Origin of the sequence: Pleomorphomonas sp. PLEO, from assembly GCF_041320595.1 — a bacterium.
Lineage (GTDB): Bacteria > Pseudomonadota > Alphaproteobacteria > Rhizobiales > Pleomorphomonadaceae > Pleomorphomonas.
This window is the reverse complement of the sequence record NZ_CP166625.1, coordinates 2,371,360-2,387,548: the sequence shown is the minus strand read 5'-3', so window position 1 is coordinate 2,387,548 and position 16,189 is coordinate 2,371,360. Positions and strand designations below refer to the sequence as shown.

The 16,189-nt window shown below is 61.4% G+C and carries 16 protein-coding genes; 6 read left to right on the top strand and 10 right to left on the bottom strand.

From position 1 onward, the window contains the following. Window positions 1-19: 19 nt before the first annotated feature. From AB6N07_RS11080 to tam, 7 genes are all read right to left on the bottom strand, one after another. Window positions 20-805, bottom strand: a complete 786-nt coding sequence (locus tag AB6N07_RS11080; RefSeq protein WP_370677863.1) for a DeoR/GlpR family DNA-binding transcription regulator — start codon at window positions 803-805, stop codon at window positions 20-22. Window positions 806-958: 153 nt separating this feature from the next. After that, entirely contained in the window at window positions 959-4,234 is a 3,276-nt protein-coding gene (locus tag AB6N07_RS11075; protein WP_370677862.1) for an autotransporter domain-containing protein, read from the bottom strand. 466 nt (window positions 4,235-4,700) lie between these two features. Further along, window positions 4,701-6,176: a PAS domain S-box protein gene (locus AB6N07_RS11070; protein WP_370677861.1), complete on the bottom strand. Its 1,476-nt coding sequence runs from the start codon at window positions 6,174-6,176 to the stop codon at window positions 4,701-4,703. A gap of 464 nt (window positions 6,177-6,640) precedes the next feature. Then, a complete protein-coding gene (locus AB6N07_RS11065; protein ID WP_370677860.1) occupies window positions 6,641-7,723 on the bottom strand; it encodes a DUF2336 domain-containing protein in 1,083 nt (360 codons plus the stop codon). Between the two features lie 196 nt (window positions 7,724-7,919). Then, complete coding sequence (locus AB6N07_RS11060) at window positions 7,920-8,612, bottom strand: SDR family NAD(P)-dependent oxidoreductase (protein ID WP_370677859.1); 693 nt, start codon at window positions 8,610-8,612, stop codon at window positions 7,920-7,922. Window positions 8,613-8,861: 249 nt separating this feature from the next. Beyond that, the gene (locus AB6N07_RS11055) at window positions 8,862-9,146 is read right to left on the bottom strand and encodes a hypothetical protein (RefSeq protein ID WP_370677858.1); all 285 of its coding nucleotides are present in this window, start codon (window positions 9,144-9,146) and stop codon (window positions 8,862-8,864) included. Window positions 9,147-9,149: 3 nt separating this feature from the next. Further along, window positions 9,150-9,914 carry a trans-aconitate 2-methyltransferase gene (gene tam, locus AB6N07_RS11050; protein ID WP_370677857.1) on the bottom strand — a complete coding sequence of 255 codons (765 nt, stop codon included), beginning with the start codon at window positions 9,912-9,914 and terminating at the stop codon, window positions 9,150-9,152. Window positions 9,915-10,126: 212 nt separating this feature from the next. On the opposite strand from tam, the gene AB6N07_RS11045 reads away from it, so the two are divergent. Next, window positions 10,127-10,561, top strand: coding sequence for an antitoxin Xre/MbcA/ParS toxin-binding domain-containing protein (locus AB6N07_RS11045; protein ID WP_370677856.1), 435 nt, complete (start codon window positions 10,127-10,129; stop codon window positions 10,559-10,561). After that, window positions 10,558-10,998: an RES family NAD+ phosphorylase gene (locus AB6N07_RS11040; protein WP_370677855.1), complete on the top strand. Its 441-nt coding sequence runs from the start codon at window positions 10,558-10,560 to the stop codon at window positions 10,996-10,998. Before AB6N07_RS11045 ends, AB6N07_RS11040 begins: the two co-directional genes overlap by 4 nt. On the opposite strand, the gene AB6N07_RS11035 is transcribed toward AB6N07_RS11040, so the two are convergent. From AB6N07_RS11035 to ettA, 3 genes are all read right to left on the bottom strand, one after another. Beyond that, window positions 10,995-11,192 carry a type II toxin-antitoxin system HicA family toxin gene (locus AB6N07_RS11035; RefSeq protein WP_370677854.1) on the bottom strand — a complete coding sequence of 66 codons (198 nt, stop codon included), beginning with the start codon at window positions 11,190-11,192 and terminating at the stop codon, window positions 10,995-10,997. The two genes, AB6N07_RS11040 and AB6N07_RS11035, sit on opposite strands and share 4 nt — an antisense overlap. Further along, window positions 11,193-11,444, bottom strand: a complete 252-nt coding sequence (locus AB6N07_RS11030) for a DUF1902 domain-containing protein (RefSeq protein WP_370677853.1) — start codon at window positions 11,442-11,444, stop codon at window positions 11,193-11,195. A 403-nt stretch (window positions 11,445-11,847) separates the two neighbouring features. Continuing rightward, window positions 11,848-13,503, bottom strand: coding sequence for an energy-dependent translational throttle protein EttA (ettA, locus tag AB6N07_RS11025; protein WP_370677852.1), 1,656 nt, complete (start codon window positions 13,501-13,503; stop codon window positions 11,848-11,850). A gap of 304 nt (window positions 13,504-13,807) precedes the next feature. On the opposite strand from ettA, the gene AB6N07_RS11020 reads away from it, so the two are divergent. The 4 genes from AB6N07_RS11020 to AB6N07_RS11005 all read left to right on the top strand — a co-directional run bounded on the left by AB6N07_RS11020 (window position 13,808) and on the right by AB6N07_RS11005 (window position 16,179). Next, window positions 13,808-14,806: a sensor histidine kinase gene (locus AB6N07_RS11020; protein WP_370677851.1), complete on the top strand. Its 999-nt coding sequence runs from the start codon at window positions 13,808-13,810 to the stop codon at window positions 14,804-14,806. A gap of 388 nt (window positions 14,807-15,194) precedes the next feature. Further along, window positions 15,195-15,404, top strand: coding sequence for a cold-shock protein (locus AB6N07_RS11015; protein WP_370677850.1), 210 nt, complete (start codon window positions 15,195-15,197; stop codon window positions 15,402-15,404). A 134-nt stretch (window positions 15,405-15,538) separates the two neighbouring features. Further along, a complete protein-coding gene (locus AB6N07_RS11010) occupies window positions 15,539-15,763 on the top strand; it encodes a hypothetical protein (RefSeq protein ID WP_370677849.1) in 225 nt (74 codons plus the stop codon). 35 nt (window positions 15,764-15,798) lie between these two features. After that, a complete protein-coding gene (locus tag AB6N07_RS11005; protein ID WP_370677848.1) occupies window positions 15,799-16,179 on the top strand; it encodes a DUF6481 family protein in 381 nt (126 codons plus the stop codon). Window positions 16,180-16,189 lie beyond the last annotated feature (10 nt).

Sequence of the window (16,189 nt, the reverse complement as noted above, 5' to 3'; positions counted from 1 at the left end):
TTCCCTAGGCAATTGGGCGTCAGGCTGCGCTTTCTTCTCGCTTATCCGCAATGAAAAAGCACCCTCCCGCCTCCATCAGCTTGCGCATGAGGTCGGTGTTCGGTGCTGCGTCACTGACCAGTTCGTGGACGTCCTCAAGGCCTCCCAGCTTCACCAGCGCCCGACGGCCGAACTTGCTGCTATCAACGGCGAGAATGATCGTTTCGGCCTGCTTCATGGCGGCCTGCACGGCAGCCACTTCGGCATGATCGTCGTCACCGATATCCCCCGCCGAGTCGACACCGCTCACCGAGATGATGGCGGTATCGAACTTGAACTTGCCGATGAATTCCGGCGTGTCCTGGCGGAACACGCCGCTGTCGACCCGCCGGACGAAGCCACCGGGTACCGCCACCGTGAAATCCGTGCCTTCGCTGAGGGTCGTTGCGACCCTGAGGCTGTAGGTCACGACCCTCAGTTCCTTATGCCGAAGCAAGGCCTTTGCGATGGCCTCGCAGGTCGTGCCGGTATCGATGAAGATCGCCGAACCGTTCCGGATTCGCCCCGCGACGGCTGCGCCGATGCGCTCCTTGGCGTCGGCATTTTCGACGCGTCGGGCACGCAGAACGCCGGGATCGATCGGATGCGCCGCCGTCGCGCCGCCATGCAGCCGGCGCACCTTGCCGGCCATCTCCAGCTCTTGAATATCCCGCCGCGCCGTTTGCGTGGTGACGGCAAAGCGCGTGGCGATCTCCTCCAGCGAGATGTAGTTATATTGTTCGAGATGCTGCATCAGGCTTCTTTGGCGGCGTGTCTTCTTGTCCATCGTCTTTTCCGGTTCCCCCGCCGGCCGGCCTGTGCCGATCTCTTTTCAGAGGGAAGCATATCGCCGGCAAAATGCAAGTAACCGGCGAGGTTGTCCAACGAACAACAACGGCGGGCCTCGACCCGCCGTTGCTTTCACGCTGACTGCCTCGGATCAGAACTTCAGCTTGAAGCCCGCGTTGACGCCATGGTCCGGCCCGCCTGAGGCAAACTCGCCGACATAGTTGACGAAGACCGTGGAGTCCTTGGTGAGGTCGACGTCGATACCGGCCTTGACCACCGCCGTGTCGCGGGCGGCCGAAGCGCCCTTGACGTCGAAAGCCGAACCGCCGGAAAGCGCCATGGATGTCTCAGGCGTCACGTCGCCGAAGGCATGGCGCCAGGCGGCTTCGCCCTTCAGGTGCACGGTGATGCCGTTGATATCCACGGACGTGGCCGCGCGCAGACCGATATTGGTGTAGGTCAGGTCGTAGCCATTGTCGTCGACCGAAAGCGCAGCCGCGCCGCCCTGTTCCCTGAAGCCATCCGTCGATACATGCACCTGGGCAAGACCGGCGAAGGGTTCGATCATCGCCTCGCCGAGATCCACCCGATAGGCCGCCTCGCCGAACAGCTGCGCCGTCGCCGCCGTGTAGTCTGAATGCAGGCTATCGGTGAAGCTGCTGAACGCGACGTCACGATCAGCCTTGATCGAGCTCAGGGCAAAGCTGCCACCGAAGCTCAGGCGCACGGCGTCGAGCGCCGTCGAGCCATAGAAGCCGAGGAGGTAGTTGTCGGCATTGGCCGACGCCGACGAGCCATCCTCGGAGAAGGAGGACCGGCCGTAGCCACCGAAGAAACCAAGGCGCAGCTTATCCGAAAGTACGCCGTCGGCACCCATCAACAGGCCACCGGTGCGGCGGTCGAGCGCGTCGACACCACTACCGTCCGTCGAGCCCTTGGAACCGAAGCCCTGGCTCCAGGCTTGATAGTCCGACGTGGCCTGCCCCGCTTGATCGGCAGCGCGAGCCACGGCTTTCGTACTGCTCAGCCGCTGTTCGACGGCATCGCGGACGAAGCGGCTATCCTCGGCCAGGGCACCGACGATCGAGGGATAAATCTCCCCGGAAACCTGACGGAAGGCTTGGTCGGCGGTGGCCGCGTTGAGGCTCAGGACGGCATCGTAGAGCGCATTGCCGCTGCCCAGACTTTCGATGCCGCCAGCGGCCGCCACACGGTTCCTCGTCGTACCGGCACTGGCAAAACCAAGACCGTTGCGGTTGACCTTGAAGCTGATGCCGGAAGCCGAATAGACGAGATCCGGTGAGAGGAAAGCGAAATCCGACACGATGCTGTCGAACTGACCGCTGACACCCGCCGGCGCTGACAGAAGCTCATAATTGGTGAACAGCCGATAATTGCTGTTCGCCGCCAGCGACAAGCGCGCGCCGCTGTCGATGGTGATCGAACCGGTCGCCTTGAGCAGATCGGCGTGGCCTGCGGTGTCGACTTCCGCCTCGTAGACCGAACCGTTCTGGAGGGTCACGTTGCCCGCCACGTTCAGCTGGCCAATGGAGTTGCCCGGAGCCACCTTGCCCCCGGACGCCACGACAAGATTGCCCACCGTGCCATTGCCGCCGAGCGTGCCACCATCGCCAACGGTTGTCAGCACGGAGGTCGCGATCGACCCGTTGACGGCCAGACGACCGCCCTCGACAAATGTCTGGCCGGTATAAGTATTTTGGGTTCCGGTCACATTCAGCGTGCCGGCGCCGGCCTTGGTGAGCGAACCGCTACCGGAAATCACCTGAGCCATCGTCACCTTGTTGGTGGCGTCGTCGACATCGATGGTACCGCCGCCGCTCTCCAGAACAACAGAGCGATCGAGCGCGGTCATGGTCGTGCCGGCAATCTTCAAGGTGCCATCGTCGAGGCGCAGGGCTGCCGCCGACGTACCAAGCGCGGCATCCTCATCGACGATGACCGTACCGCCGTCCTTGACCAGCGTTTCGCCGATGAAGCTGTGGTCGTCGATGCAATAATCCTGGATCGCCTGCTGGAAGCGCGGATCGCTGCTCTTGCAGTCGAGCAGCGTTTTCTTCTCGGTATCAGTCAGCCCGGTCAGGAGCGGCATGCCGTTATCGTCGGAAATCTGCCCGAGGTAGAGGTCGGTGCGCATGTTGTTGCGCGTGAGGTAGAACACCTTGCCCTTGTCCTGGAAGACAGCGGCCTCTGTGCCCCAAACGAGGCGCGTCTGATCGGCGGCGCCACCTCCAACGGCGTATTTTTCAAGCGCTGGCCCGATCCACTTCATGGTGTGGGCAACCGGCTCGTGGTCGGAAAGCGTGGTGGTGCCATCATTGGCGTAGCCAACCCCATCGAGAACGCCGAGATAAGGGTCAGAGGGGCTGTCGGCGAGCGTCCACCACTTTCCATAGGGGCGCGAGACAAGGAAGTGGTCGATCGTCACGCGATCCCAGCTCGTCCAGGTATTGGTCGCATCCTCGCCGCGCGACGGCCAGGTGGTGCTGCCGTCGCCAAGACCATGCGGCGCAAAGGGTTCACGCTCGCTGGAGTTCTGCAGCACCATAAATTGCTTCTTCAGAACGTTCAGCGTTTGCGGCGTGTTGGAGGCGACGGGATAGGTCTCGTCGTTGAAGGTCAGGCCTTGACTGGCCATGTCCTTGGCGACGATGTCCTCCCACTGGCGCCAGCTCATGTTGGAGATGCTATCGACGCCCGGATACTCGCTCCGGTGAGCATCGAAATAGGCCTGGATGACGTTGCGATAGTGGGCGCTGCCATTGTCGTCGACCACGTGCATGCTGTCGACATAGGCCTGGAATTCGGCCTCTCGGCCCGCCGGCGTATATTCGCTGGCAAGGTTCTGCCACAGGGACGAACTGCCGCTGTCGATGATGGTGCGCGCGTAAAGGTAGGCCTGTTGCTGGGCACTGTGCAGACCGCGCTCGGAGACGTCGCCGGCGTTGAAATCGCCGGTGATGATCAACGGCCCGCCGACGCCCTTCGCCCAATCGTTCAGCGCCTTGGCTTCAGCGACACGGCTATCGGATTCGTCGGCATAATCGAGATGCACCGTCCCGATCATCGTCTCGGGTAGCCCGGTTACACCCTGGACGGTCGTGGTGCTGACGAACCGACCCTGACTGTTCAGGTCCGGCATCGTTTGAGAGCCGAATGTGCCGGGAAGGCGAGATATGACGCCGACATCTCCGATCTGGGTGCTGCCGTAGGTACCAAGCCCGGCGCCGCTGAGGATACCCGGGATCTGAGCCAAATAGGTGCTGTTGCTCCTGAGTTCCTGGAAGGTCATGACATCGTAATTGCCATTGATCAGGAAGTCGGAAATCTGGGATGCGTCCGGCTTGAAGCGGTCGATCCAGGTGTTGAGCGTCAGAAGACGGAACGTCCCCGCATCGGCTGCCAGCACAGGGCTGAGTGAGGCGCTCAGAAAAGCCGCGCTACAAAGCAGTGCGCCAAAGCGACGTCGCAGATGAGGTGCAGATACATTCCCTGCGCAAAAATGATGTTTTTTTGACATTTTATCACCATGGCGAACTATTTTTTGACAAGAACTGGGCTTTCCCCTGTTCGCCAGCGGTTATTTCAGAGTCAAATGTAACCTTTGTGACATTTACGGATGTAACAGGCGACTTCGGGCGGACTGCTGGGTCCGCGCGCCCGCCGCCCCGGGCAGGCAAACCAACCGACCCGAAGGGTGTGGTCAGCAGACTGCCGAGGCTTGCCAAGACCTTCTTTTTTCAGACCGCGCCTTGCTGAAGTTTCGCCGACAAGCCTCGGCGTTGCCTTGAGGCGCGTCAGGCCCATCGCACGAAAAAGGGGGCGTCCGACGACGCCCCCTTTCAGGTCTTGCAAGGTAAAAGTAGCCCCGCCCCTCAGGCGATGGCCGCCGCTTCACGTTGCAGGTTTTCCGTGGCGGTATGGATCGACCGCACCGAGCGGCTGATCTCGCCCAGGGAAACGGCGATGCTCTCGACACCATGAGCGGCCGTCTGCATGTTGCCCGACATGTCCTGCGTCACGGCCGCCTGTTCCTCGACCGCGCTGGCGATCGACGACGAAACGCCGTTGATGCGGGTGATGGTCGCCGATATGCCGGCAATCGTCTGCACCGCCTCGGAGGTGATCGTCTGCACGCCGGCAATCTCGGCGGCGATCTCTTCGGTCGCTTTCGAAGTCTGGGCGGCCAATTGCTTGACCTCCGAAGCCACGACGGCGAAGCCCTTGCCCATCTCGCCGGCCCGCGCCGCTTCGATGGTGGCATTGAGAGCGAGCAAGTTGGTCTGACCGGCGATATTGTTGATGAGCTCCACCACCTGGTCGATCTTCTGGGCGGCGGTGGCAAGACCCGACACCACCTTGGTGGCGGTCTCGGCCTGCTTGACGGCCTCTTCGGATACCGTCAGCGCGACGCTCACCTGGCGACTGATCTCCGCCACGGACGCGGCGAGCTCCTCGGCGCCGGCGGCGACGGCCTGCACATTCGAAGCGGTGGTCCCGGCGATGCCGTTGGCACTCTCGGCCTCCTGGTTGGAGAGAGCGACCATGCCGGCCACCTCGTTCAGATCATTGATGATCCCGGTTTGCGCCGCCTGACGGGCCTGGCGGCGTATGACCACCGCGGTGATGTCGATCGCAAACTTGGTCACCTTGATCAGTCGGCCGTTCATGTCGAAGATCGGGTTATAGGTCGCCTGGATGTAGACGTCCTGGCCGTTCTTGCCGATGCGGCGGAACTCGTCGGATTTGAACTTCCCGGCCCTGAGATCGTCCCAGAAGGCTCTATAAGCCGGCGTGTTGCGCTCTTCGGCGGCGACGAACATCGAGTGATGCTTGCCGACGATGTCATCGAGACGGTAGCCCAGCGCCTTCAGGAAATTGTCGTTGGCATCGATCACCGTTCCGTCCGGCTTGAAGGAGATCACAGCCTGGGCGCGGTTGATGGCGGCGATCTGGCCACGAATGTCGGCGTCGGCCAGCTTGCGATCGGTGATGTCGGTGGCGAACTTCATCACACGGACGACCTGGCCCGACTTGTTGAGAATCGGATTGTAGGTCGCCTGGATCCACACTTCGCGGCCGCCCTTGCCGATGCGCTTGAACTCGGCCGACTGATAGCGACCGGCGGCAAGCTCGCGCCAGAAGGTAGCGTAAGCCGCGGTATTCACCTCGGAGGGATCGACGAACATCGAATGGTGCTTGCCGACGATTTCGCCGAGCTCATAGCCCAGCACTTTCAGGAAGTTACCATTGGCGGTGACGATCTTTCCATTCGGTTCGAACTCGATGACTGCCAGAGACCGATCAAGAGCTTCAAGCACGGCGGACGAGTGATTGGAAAACGGCCACATTTACTTGACTCCACCGGTGTTATTGTCGTTATCGAGGAAAAACAAAACAAATAATCTCGACGACGCTCTCAACTTCGACGCAGGATAGGATACAGCCATTAATAGAAGATGTACGTATACCAAACTGATCTTGTTATACGTTCATCGTTACCCTCGCATAATCACATAGATATTTCCCGCAATAGTAGAAATAAAAAAGAAAGGATAAGTCCATTGCACGCTTAGTGTGTGCCATGGCCCAGAACATCGGATCGCGGCGCTTACCAGGAAGCTCACCCGCCGGAATGAAATGAAGATCGAAACGAGGATGCTTTGCCAACAAATATTGGCCGCCGCGAAGGTAGCGCAGGCAAACATCGTCGACCGATCCAGCCTCGCTTGAAGCGGCTCGGCCACTGAAACAAAGCGGCGGCCCAACCGGATCTCCGGTGAGCCGCCGCTTCGACAAAAATCAGTCCCAGGCCTTAGCCGACCGAACGCAGACCGCGCGAAGCGGTGACGCGGGCGCGGGCAACGCGCGGATCGATCTGCTGGAAATGGGCAAGCGCGTCGTTGCGCTGCCAGTTGTCGAGCCGGTGCTTCCACGGCCCGCATTTCAGCATTTCCTGCACGGTGCCGAATCTCAGGCCGAGTGCCCGAGCCATCACCACGAAGGGTTCGGTGTCGACGCGGACCAGCCAATGCTTGGCTTCCTCGATATCGAGGTCGGTGAGCAGCGAGAAGGTCGCCACCACATCGGCGAAACGATCCTCCACGGCATATTGGCAGAGCAATTCTTCGGAGACGATGCGCCGTCCGCCCTGTTGGCCGATGCGTTCCCAGGCCGATTCGAAATCGTAGAGGCCGAGCCAGTAGGAGTTGGAGAGCCGTGCCTCGGCCAGCCGCGCCGCTTCGGCGAGATTGGCCTCAAGGTCATCGTCGGCTTGGCCCATCACCGTGCTGCGCACCTGGTCGACGGCCTTGCCGATCACCTCGGAGATGATGGAATCCGGCGTATCGGGGCGACGGCCAAGAATTTCGGCGGTGCGTGGATCGGACAGCGCCTGCTGCACGATGCAGGCAAGCGCGATCTCGCTGAGCCGGGCGCCATAGTTACCGGCCACCAGCCGGCGAACCTCGACGTTGCCACGACTGACGACGATATCGGCTACCCGCTCGCTCAGCACCGACCGCTGGGCGATCGCCTTGAGATGGTCGGGGCCTTTCTTCTCAGCGATCGCCGCGAGGTCATGATCGTTGAGCACCGGCGACTGTCGGAGCACTGGCGAGGCCACGGCAGGCGCATCGTCCTGGGCGAACTTGCGCACCGCCCGCTCCGGAGCGCGGCGGAGCGGAGCGATTTTTTCAGCGGCGAAGATGCGCGCCTCGATTTCGACCATCTCCGACAAGCGGGTGATGACGTCATCGTAAATCTCGATCTGCTCAAGCGTGCAGCGCTCGGACGTGAAAGCGAAGAGCGAGGAGACGCCCTTCAGAAGTTCGTTCTTGCGGTCGGGAGAGGGATCGAGCGCAAGACTCTTGAAATCAACCAGATTTGTTTCGAGCATTCCGGCACCACCCACAGAAAGCGTAGAATCCAACCTAGCCCCGATTGATGGAGATCGGTTTCACGAAATACCTACGATTTTATGGAATTTGCGATCTGGCCCTCGGAGATCTGACAAGGGAGGCTCGGTGCCAGGAACCGGTTAGGCATTCGATCCGGCCAATCAGACCTTCGGAGCTGATTTTGAAAACGCGCCCTCAGCCTTCGACCAAGGCGCCGTCATAGCCAAAAAAGCGGCCCGACGTTTCGAGCGTCAGGGCGTCGATCACACTGATAATGCCACGGGCGCTATCGGCAAGGCTGAGTGTCGCCTCCCCGCCATCGGGCGCCGGGCCGACCGCGCCGGGATGAATGAGCGCCACCGCGACGCCAGCCGACTTGAGGTCGCTGGCCAGCGATTGCATGACCCTCACCACCGCCGCCTTGGCCGCCTGGCGGGCGTCGGAATCGAGAAGGTCGAGGCTCCGGACGTCGCCGATCGGCAGGATGGTGGCGATCTTGCCGCCGCGCGTCATGTTGGACAACGCCGACTGCGCCACGAACAGCGGCCCGGTAGCATTGACCTGCAGGGTGGAACGAAGGCTGCCGCCGACAAAGTTGCCGGACGGCGCATAGCCGGTTCCCATCAGCATGCCGGTGTTGTTGACGAGGATGTCGATCCGCTCTGACAACCTCGCCGCCAAATTGACGACGGCGCTGGAGGCACGGACGTCGAGGGCGATCAGCCGCATGTGGTCGGCATGGGCGGCATAGAGCGCGGCCAGCGCGTCCGGCACCGTCGGTCCCGGCCGATGGATGGCGAGCACGCGGGCATCACGCGCCAGATAGTGGCGAACGAGTTCCAGGCCGACACCTCGGCTTGCGCCCGTAATCAGGACCGTCGGTGTCATCGTTCCTCCACTCAACAAGCCAAGACGACAGGCCAATGTTCCAGCCGTTCCCCGGGCATGAAACATCAACGACAAGACAGCCTGACGGCGCGATCGCCTGCCGTGGCAACCACCACGCTGAACAGGCGACTGGCATCATGGCGGGCTGCAATCGCCCGCGCATGAGTGGAAAGACTTATCGGAACATTACGATAGTGGAAGAAACGGAGGCTGAGGATTTTCAGCAACGGTCCCGCACCACTTCTGGTTTCAGGGCGCCGGCTCCTCATCCGCCGCGCCCCACGGCCACGGGCCGTTGGCGTCCCGGATGCGCTTGCGCGCGCCCTTCAGGATCTTGTCGAAATTGTCGTCGAGCGGCTCGTCGAGCGCCTGTTCCAAGAGAATCAGCACCGTGTCGAGCGCCCATACCTCGGCGTCGTCTTCAAGCGTATCCTCGATGCCCTCGGCGTTCTCGTCGTCAACGACGCGGGCCAGCCATTCGTGCAGCACGACGGCCTCGTCGCGACTGATGGTAAGCGTAACAGTGTCGGCCATGATCTACCTCGTCGCCACGATGAAAAGTCTCGGAAATCTCAGGAGCACGCCGCCGCCGGCAAGCGGCAGATAGGCTTCGGCCACCTTCTCGGTATAGGCGGCGAGGAAATCGGCCCGCTCGCCATCGTCGAGCGGATCAAGAAATGGCTTAAGGCCGGTCGAACGCACCCACTCCACCACCGCCGCCGCGTCCGTGAGCGGATGATTGTAGATGCTGTGCCAGATGTCGAGGCGGCGACAATGCGGCTTCAGCGCCTCGTAATAGCGCCTGACCGGCGGCAGCGGCGCGCGGGCGGCATCCCGGAGCTTGCTGGCCCAGCGCCCCGAGGCAGCCACTTCGCCCATCAGCCTGTGCGTCGGTTCGGCAAGATTGTCCGGCATCTGCGCGGCGAGGACGCCGCCGGGCGCCAGCTCATCGAGCAGGCGAACAAAGACGTCGATGTGATCGGGCAGCCACTGAAACACCGCGTTGGCGAACATCAGATCTGGCGGCATATCCGGCTTGAAGCTGGCGGCGTCGGCCTGAAGGAACACCGTACCCGGCAGCCGCGCCCGCGCCTTGTCCAGCATGGCCGGCGAGGTATCGATGCCGAGATGCCGCGCATGCGGGAAACGCTCCACCAGAAGTTCGGTGGAATTGCCCGGCCCGCAGCCGATATCGATCACCAGGGATGGTTCAGCAAGCGGGACCGCGTTGAGAAGATCACGAGCCGGCCGCGTCCGCTCGTCCTCGAACTTCAGGTAGGTGTCGGGCGACCAGTCGGCCATGCGCGTATCCTCATTGGAGCATCGGCGCTTCCCGCGCTGGTGCGTTTCAAGCACCTTCGGCTAACCCCCGTCATTTGTTTCGTCAACGAGCCTAGAGCAAAAGCCGTCTCCCACCAAGCCATACGCGCCGATATGTCCGTCGCCATTGGAGCCAGATATTGCCGAAGCGGACAAATGCCCTTACATTATAGGCGAACGCCCAAGGAGGTCCGATGTCAATCGAAGCAGTCAAAGTTGTTGAGATCATCGGCGGAGAGCGGACGGTTGGCAAAGTCATTCGAAACACGGGTGACCTGATTGCCGCCGTTCGGGCAGGGCTTCCGACTGCCACGGTCCAGCACTTCGTCGATGCCGGGAAGATGTCGCTCACGGAGATCGACTTCGCCATCATGCCACGAAAAACCCTGACGCGGCGCAAGAAGGCAGGGATACTGACGGCCGAACAGTCGGATCGCCTGGTCCGGGCTGCCAAGGTTATCGCCCTCGCCGAGGAGACCTTCGGCTCTCCGGAGAAGGCTACGGCTTGGCTCCGCAGGGAGACAAGCCCGCTTGGCGGCGTATCCCCAATGTCGCTCCTTGATACGACCGAGGGCGCGACGCAGGTGGAGCATCTTCTCAACCGCATCGCCTACGGCATCGCAGCGTGAGCCTCGTCTGCTGGCGCATCGCACGGGGTGTCCACGCCGATCTGAGCGGCTACGGAGCGCTGCTCACCGGAGGACGCTGGAACTCGCCCGGCCGGCCCGTCGTTTACACCGCCTCGGAAGCAAGCCTTGCCGTGCTCGAAGTCCGCGTCCACCTCGATCTGCCGCCGAACCTTCTGCCCGACGATTACGTTCTCATGCGAATAGAGGCCGCCACATCCCCCTCCATAGAGCGTGTGGATGTGGCACCCGCCGACCCCAAAGCGTTCGGTGACGACTGGCTTGCATCCGGCAGGACGGCCGCCCTCGACGCGCCGTCGGCCATCGTCCCCGAGAGCCGGAATCTTCTCATCAACCCGGCGCACCCTGAGGCCCGCGCCTTCTCGATTGTCGACAAGCGGCCGTTCGACTTCGATAGCCGCCTGTGGCTCGACGGCTAGAACTTCTTGTTTATACCAGCCTGCTTCATGATCTCGTTCGCTGTGTGCCGCGACAAGCACCCACGATCGACCGCAAAGGTGCGGTTGGTAATTGGACTGAACCAAATCTGATGATCACCTTTGCCGTTGCGCCTGAACGCGCAGCCGGCTTCGGTTAGGGCTGCCACTATATCGGCATAGAAGCCCCGAACCATTTATGCGGCGTGCCTTCCGTCAAGCTTGAGCTCGGAAAGAACGCACATGTTCACAACACCACCCGACAATTGTTCGTCATTGAGCAGATGCACGTTGTCTTCCAGAAGCTCCGGAACAACAGCCAGTATGCGTTCCCTCAGAAGATCGAGATTGGGCGCTTCCGTTACGAGACCAGGGATATCGTCGCTCGTTGCAACCCAAACTTCGGCCTCGTCGTCCCACGTAGCGGTAACGAGAAACTCGGTTTTCATGGGCGGCCTCTTACTCCGAACAGCACTCCAAACACAGTGTAGCCTATCATGTTTGTGCATCCTGCCTAGTGAACAAGGCGTGAATGTATATTTGAGCGCTTCATAGAGGTTACAGCTGGCGCGAAACACGCTCCCGAGCGAAAAAAGCTTGTCGCTGAAACGTCGCGATTGAATCCTCAATCCGAGGAAGAGGCTTCGTGCCGAACGATGGAGCACCTTCAACGAACGATGCCCGAAGCTCACCGCTTCTGTGGCTCCGGATCAATGATGTGTGCAAATGGTGGCCGAGCGATCCATAGGCCGGTGAAAAGGGCCCAGCCGTTCACTCAGAAAGCGCCCTTGGTCATGGGGCCCCTCACCTTTCATGATTGGCCCGCCACGCACATGCGGCGGGCCGATCTTGTCACCGCGTCAGCGGCTTGTATTTCACCCGGTGTGGGTTGACGGCGTCGGCGCCGAGGCGGCGCTTCTTGTCTTCCTCGTAGGAATCGAAGTTGCCCTCGAACCATTCGACGTGGCTGTCGCCCTCGAAGGCCAGGATATGCGTGGCGAGGCGGTCGAGGAACATACGATCATGGCTGATGATCACGGCGCAGCCGGCGAAATCCTCCAGCGCGTCTTCCAAAGCCGCCAGCGTTTCGGTGTCGAGATCGTTGGTCGGTTCGTCGAGCAGCAGCACGTTGGAGCCCGACTTGATCATCTTGGCCATGTGCACGCGGTTGCGCTGGCCGCCGGACAGCGAGCCTACCTTCTGCTGCTGGTCGCCACCCTTGAAGTTGAACGACGAGCAGTAGGCGCGCGAGTTCACTTCCTTCTTGCCGAGATAGATGACGTCGGCGCCGCCGGAGATTTCCTCCCAGACGGTCTTGTTGGGGTCGAGCGCATCGCGGCTCTGGTCGACATAGCCGAGCTTCACCGTCTCGCCGACGGCGATGGAGCCGCCATCCGGCGTCTCCTGACCGGTGATCATGCGGAACAGCGTCGTCTTGCCGGCGCCGTTGGGGCCGATGATGCCGACGATGCCGCCCGGCGGCAGCGCGAAGCTGAGATCGTCGATCAGCAGGCGATCGCCGTAGCCCTTGGACAGGCCCTGGACGGTGATGACATTGTCGCCGAGACGCGGACCGGGCGGAATGACGATCTGCACGTTGGAGACCGTCTGTCGCTCCTCGTTGCGCCTGAGCAACTCGTCATAGGACTTGATACGAGCCTTCGACTTGGCCTGACGCGCCTTGGGGCTGGCGCTGATCCATTCGCGCTCGTTCTCGAGCGCCCGCTGCTGGGCGGCCGACTCGCGGCCTTCCTGCTCGAGGCGCTTGGATTTGGCGGTCAGATAGGCCGAATAGTTGCCCTCGTAGGGGATGCCGCGGCCGCGATCGAGTTCCAGAATCCAGCCGGTGACATTGTCGAGGAAGTAGCGATCGTGGGTGACGATCAAGACGGCGCCGGGGAATTCGCGCAGGTGCTTTTCCAGCCAGGCGACCGACTCGGCATCGAGATGGTTGGTCGGCTCGTCGAGCAGCAACAGGTCGTGGTTTTCGAGCAGCAGCTTGGCCAGCGCCACGCGGCGCTTTTCGCCGCCCGACAGCGTCGACACGTCGGCATCGCCCGGCGGGCAGCGCAGCGCGTCCATCGCCATCTCGACCTTGCCGTCGAGATCCCACAAGTTCTTGGCGTCGATGATATCCTGGATCTTGGTGGCCTTCTCGGCATTCTCGTCCGAGTAGTCCATCATCAGGGCGTTGTATTCGTCGATCAGCGCCTTGTCCTTAGCGACGCCCAGCATGACGTTGCCGAACACGTCGAGGGTCGGATCGAGCTGCGGCTCCTGCGACAGGAAACCGACCGTGGCGCCCTTGGCGAGCCAGGCTTCGCCGGTGAATTCCTTGTCGAGCCCGGCCATGATCCTCAGCAGAGTCGACTTGCCCGAGCCGTTGGGGCCGAGCACGCCGATCTTGGCGTCCGGGTAGAACTGCAAGTGGATGTTATCGAGAACTTTCTTGCCGCCACCATAAGACTTGGTGGTGCCGTGCATGTAGTAAATGAACTCGCGCGCCATGGAGCAACCTTCGGGTGAGCGGGTAAGGGTTTAGCCGGGGTTCTAGCCCGCACGGCTCGCAAGGGAAAGCAAAAAAGCCGGACATCGGCGGATGCTCGGGGTCAAACCCCAACCGCTATGACAAATCCGCTTCAAACCACCGGCCCGCTATCCCTTCTGGACACCAAAGAGTCCGGACCGTAATAGTCGGATCGATTTTGCGCGCCCGCGCCATCAACCTATATAACGAACAGCTGCGATCCGCTTCAAAAGCCAGGCTTTGATTGAGAGTTTTGCGACAAGCGAAGCAATAAGGCGATGCCCTATGCCCTTTAGCGACCCTCTCGATCCCCTGTGGCAAACAGCCAATTTGCGTCGCGCCATCCACGCGGCGGGCGTCGCCTTGTGGGCATGGAACGTCAACGACGATCGCTTTACCATGGACGAGCAGGGCTTCAGACTTTGGGGGCTGGTGAAAGACGGAGAGGTCAAGTTCGAGGATCTGTCCGCTCATATTCACCCGGCCGACCGGGATCGCGTGCGTGCGGCCTTCATTGGTACGCGCGGCATTGTCGGGCCTTACGAAATCGACTTTCGAATCATGGCGGAAGAGGAGATCCGCTGGATCTCGGCGCGCGGCCTGGGTGACGACGTCGCCGATCGCGATGATCAGGTGTTTGGGATTTTCCTGGATGTGACCGGACGCAAACAAGCCGAAGAAGGCAACGAGTTGCTGGCCGGTGAAATGAGTCACCGGGTCAAGAACCTTCTGGCCATTGCGACGGGTCTGACCAACATCACCTCGCAGTCGACTACGACCGCCAAGGAGATGGCGCAAGAGTTGACCGGGCGCCTGGCAGCCCTTGGCCGGGCGCATGATCTGGTGCGGCCACTTCCCGGCGCTCAGGGACGGTCGGCCCTCCTCGGCGACCTTCTGTCGGTTCTGCTCTCCCCTTACGAAGACTTGGCAGCCTTCAGCGGTCGCATCCGCGTCGCGGTCCCGCGCATGGGCGTGGGCGATGCCGCTGCGACGACGCTGTCTCTCGTCATTCACGAGCTGGCGACAAATTCCCTGAAATACGGCGCGCTCTCCGTCGACACGGGAACGCTCGACCTTTCAGGCAACAGCGTTGGTCCTGACTTGGAACTCACATGGGTGGAACGCGGCGGACCACAGGTGGAACCTCTGGCAGCCGCGGAAGGCTATGGAAGCAAGCTGGTCCGCCGAAGCGTCTCAGGACTCGGAGGGACGGTCACCTACGACTGGTCCGCCGAGGGCGTGATCGTCGTTCTTAACCTGAAAGGCGACAGGCTGGCTGTTTAGGCAGATCGTTCACTTCACTCACCTCCTCTCCCCTCGCCGCCAAGCGAATGCTTGGGATCAGGATGGGTCGACCCGATTGGCTGTCTCGGTTGGTCCGACCGGAGCGATGCGAACGCGCGCTCAACAGAGGCGATCAGTCACAAATCAAACAAGATTTTCGCCACTCCAAGAGAGCAGGCCACAAGACAATTTCAGGTACTGCAAAACTGAAGCTTGACCGTCCTAACCAAATCGCCTATACAATCGCTCATCGATCTTTTGCTGCCGAGCTTTGGTTACAATGCGATTTCGATCGCGTTTTGAACGAATCCTCCCTTTAAAGCATCGTTATCACCCGCCGCGGCGCTTCTGCGCCACGGTTTTCAATCATGCTAGGAAAGGGTTCATCATGACCACTGGCACCGTAAAATGGTTCAACTCCACCAAGGGCTTCGGTTTCATTCAGCCGGATAACGGCGGCCCGGACGCTTTCGTCCACATCTCGGCCGTCGAACGCGCTGGCATGCGCGAACTCGTCGAAGGCCAGAAGGTCAGCTACGACATGGAAACCGACCGCAAGTCGGGCAAGATGTCGGCCAGCAATCTGCAGGCGGCCTGATATATCCGGGATCTGCTTTCCATTGACCACGGATATACTGGCATTGCCGAGAGCATGAGACCAAAACGAGGTCAGGCAATTTGCCTGGCCTTTTTTATTGCCACCCAACCGGTGAGCAGCCCACGAGGACTCCGATGACCGAGCAATACAGCAAGCCGCGTCAGCAGGCAGAGATCGCGTTCGGCAAGACACAGTCACAGTTCTTTGCGCGCGGACGCGCCTTCGAAGAGCTTGACTCGATCGCCGTCGCCCGCAACGAGAAGACGACGCGGTTGCGCGAGGCCCGTCTTGCCAAAGAACAGCAGGACAGCGTCGCCCTGGCAGCCAAGCCCGCCACCAAGCGAGCCGGCAGGTCCTGACCGCGTCGGTAACACCCTGAGACAGGACTAGATATTTGAAAACCGTCAAGAACAAAGACCTTAACGACCGTCGTAGCGCCGCCAAAGACGCCAAAGCGGCCCAGCTCGAGGCCTATCGCGCCGCCATCGCAGCGGCCGCGCCGGAGCGCGAAGCCAAGCAGGCCGAACGCCTGGCGATTGCCGAAGCCCGGGAAGCGCGCCGCGCCGAACGCGAGCGGATCAAGCTGGAAGAACAGAACCGCATCGCCGCTGAAGCGGCCGAGCGCGAAGCCGCCATCGCAGCGGCAGCCCGAGCCGAAGCCGAAGAGCGCGAAGCCACCAACAAGGCGCGTATCGCCCGCGTCTTCGAGGACGAAGCGGCCCGCAAAGCCGAGCGCGACCGGCGCTACGCCAACCGCAAAGCTCGTCAGGCCTGATACCCAGTTC

Excerpts from the sequence above, each read along its gene's own strand:
- AB6N07_RS11080 (WP_370677863.1), bottom strand. The coding sequence starts at position 805 with ATGGACAAGAAGACACGCCGCCAAAGAAGCCTGATGCAGCATCTCGAA.
- AB6N07_RS11070 (WP_370677861.1), bottom strand. The coding sequence starts at position 6,176 with ATGTGGCCGTTTTCCAATCACTCGTCCGCCGTGCTTGAAGCTCTTGAT.
- AB6N07_RS11065 (WP_370677860.1), bottom strand. The coding sequence starts at position 7,723 with ATGCTCGAAACAAATCTGGTTGATTTCAAGAGTCTTGCGCTCGATCCC.
- AB6N07_RS11060 (WP_370677859.1), bottom strand. The coding sequence starts at position 8,612 with ATGACACCGACGGTCCTGATTACGGGCGCAAGCCGAGGTGTCGGCCTG.
- AB6N07_RS11055 (WP_370677858.1), bottom strand. The coding sequence starts at position 9,146 with ATGGCCGACACTGTTACGCTTACCATCAGTCGCGACGAGGCCGTCGTG.
- tam (WP_370677857.1), bottom strand. The coding sequence starts at position 9,914 with ATGGCCGACTGGTCGCCCGACACCTACCTGAAGTTCGAGGACGAGCGG.
- AB6N07_RS11045 (WP_370677856.1), top strand. The coding sequence starts at position 10,127 with ATGTCAATCGAAGCAGTCAAAGTTGTTGAGATCATCGGCGGAGAGCGG.
- AB6N07_RS11035 (WP_370677854.1), bottom strand. The coding sequence starts at position 11,192 with ATGGTTCGGGGCTTCTATGCCGATATAGTGGCAGCCCTAACCGAAGCC.
- AB6N07_RS11030 (WP_370677853.1), bottom strand. The coding sequence starts at position 11,444 with ATGAAAACCGAGTTTCTCGTTACCGCTACGTGGGACGACGAGGCCGAA.
- ettA (WP_370677852.1), bottom strand. The coding sequence starts at position 13,503 with ATGGCGCGCGAGTTCATTTACTACATGCACGGCACCACCAAGTCTTAT.
- AB6N07_RS11020 (WP_370677851.1), top strand. The coding sequence starts at position 13,808 with ATGCCCTTTAGCGACCCTCTCGATCCCCTGTGGCAAACAGCCAATTTG.
- AB6N07_RS11015 (WP_370677850.1), top strand. The coding sequence starts at position 15,195 with ATGACCACTGGCACCGTAAAATGGTTCAACTCCACCAAGGGCTTCGGT.
- AB6N07_RS11010 (WP_370677849.1), top strand. The coding sequence starts at position 15,539 with ATGACCGAGCAATACAGCAAGCCGCGTCAGCAGGCAGAGATCGCGTTC.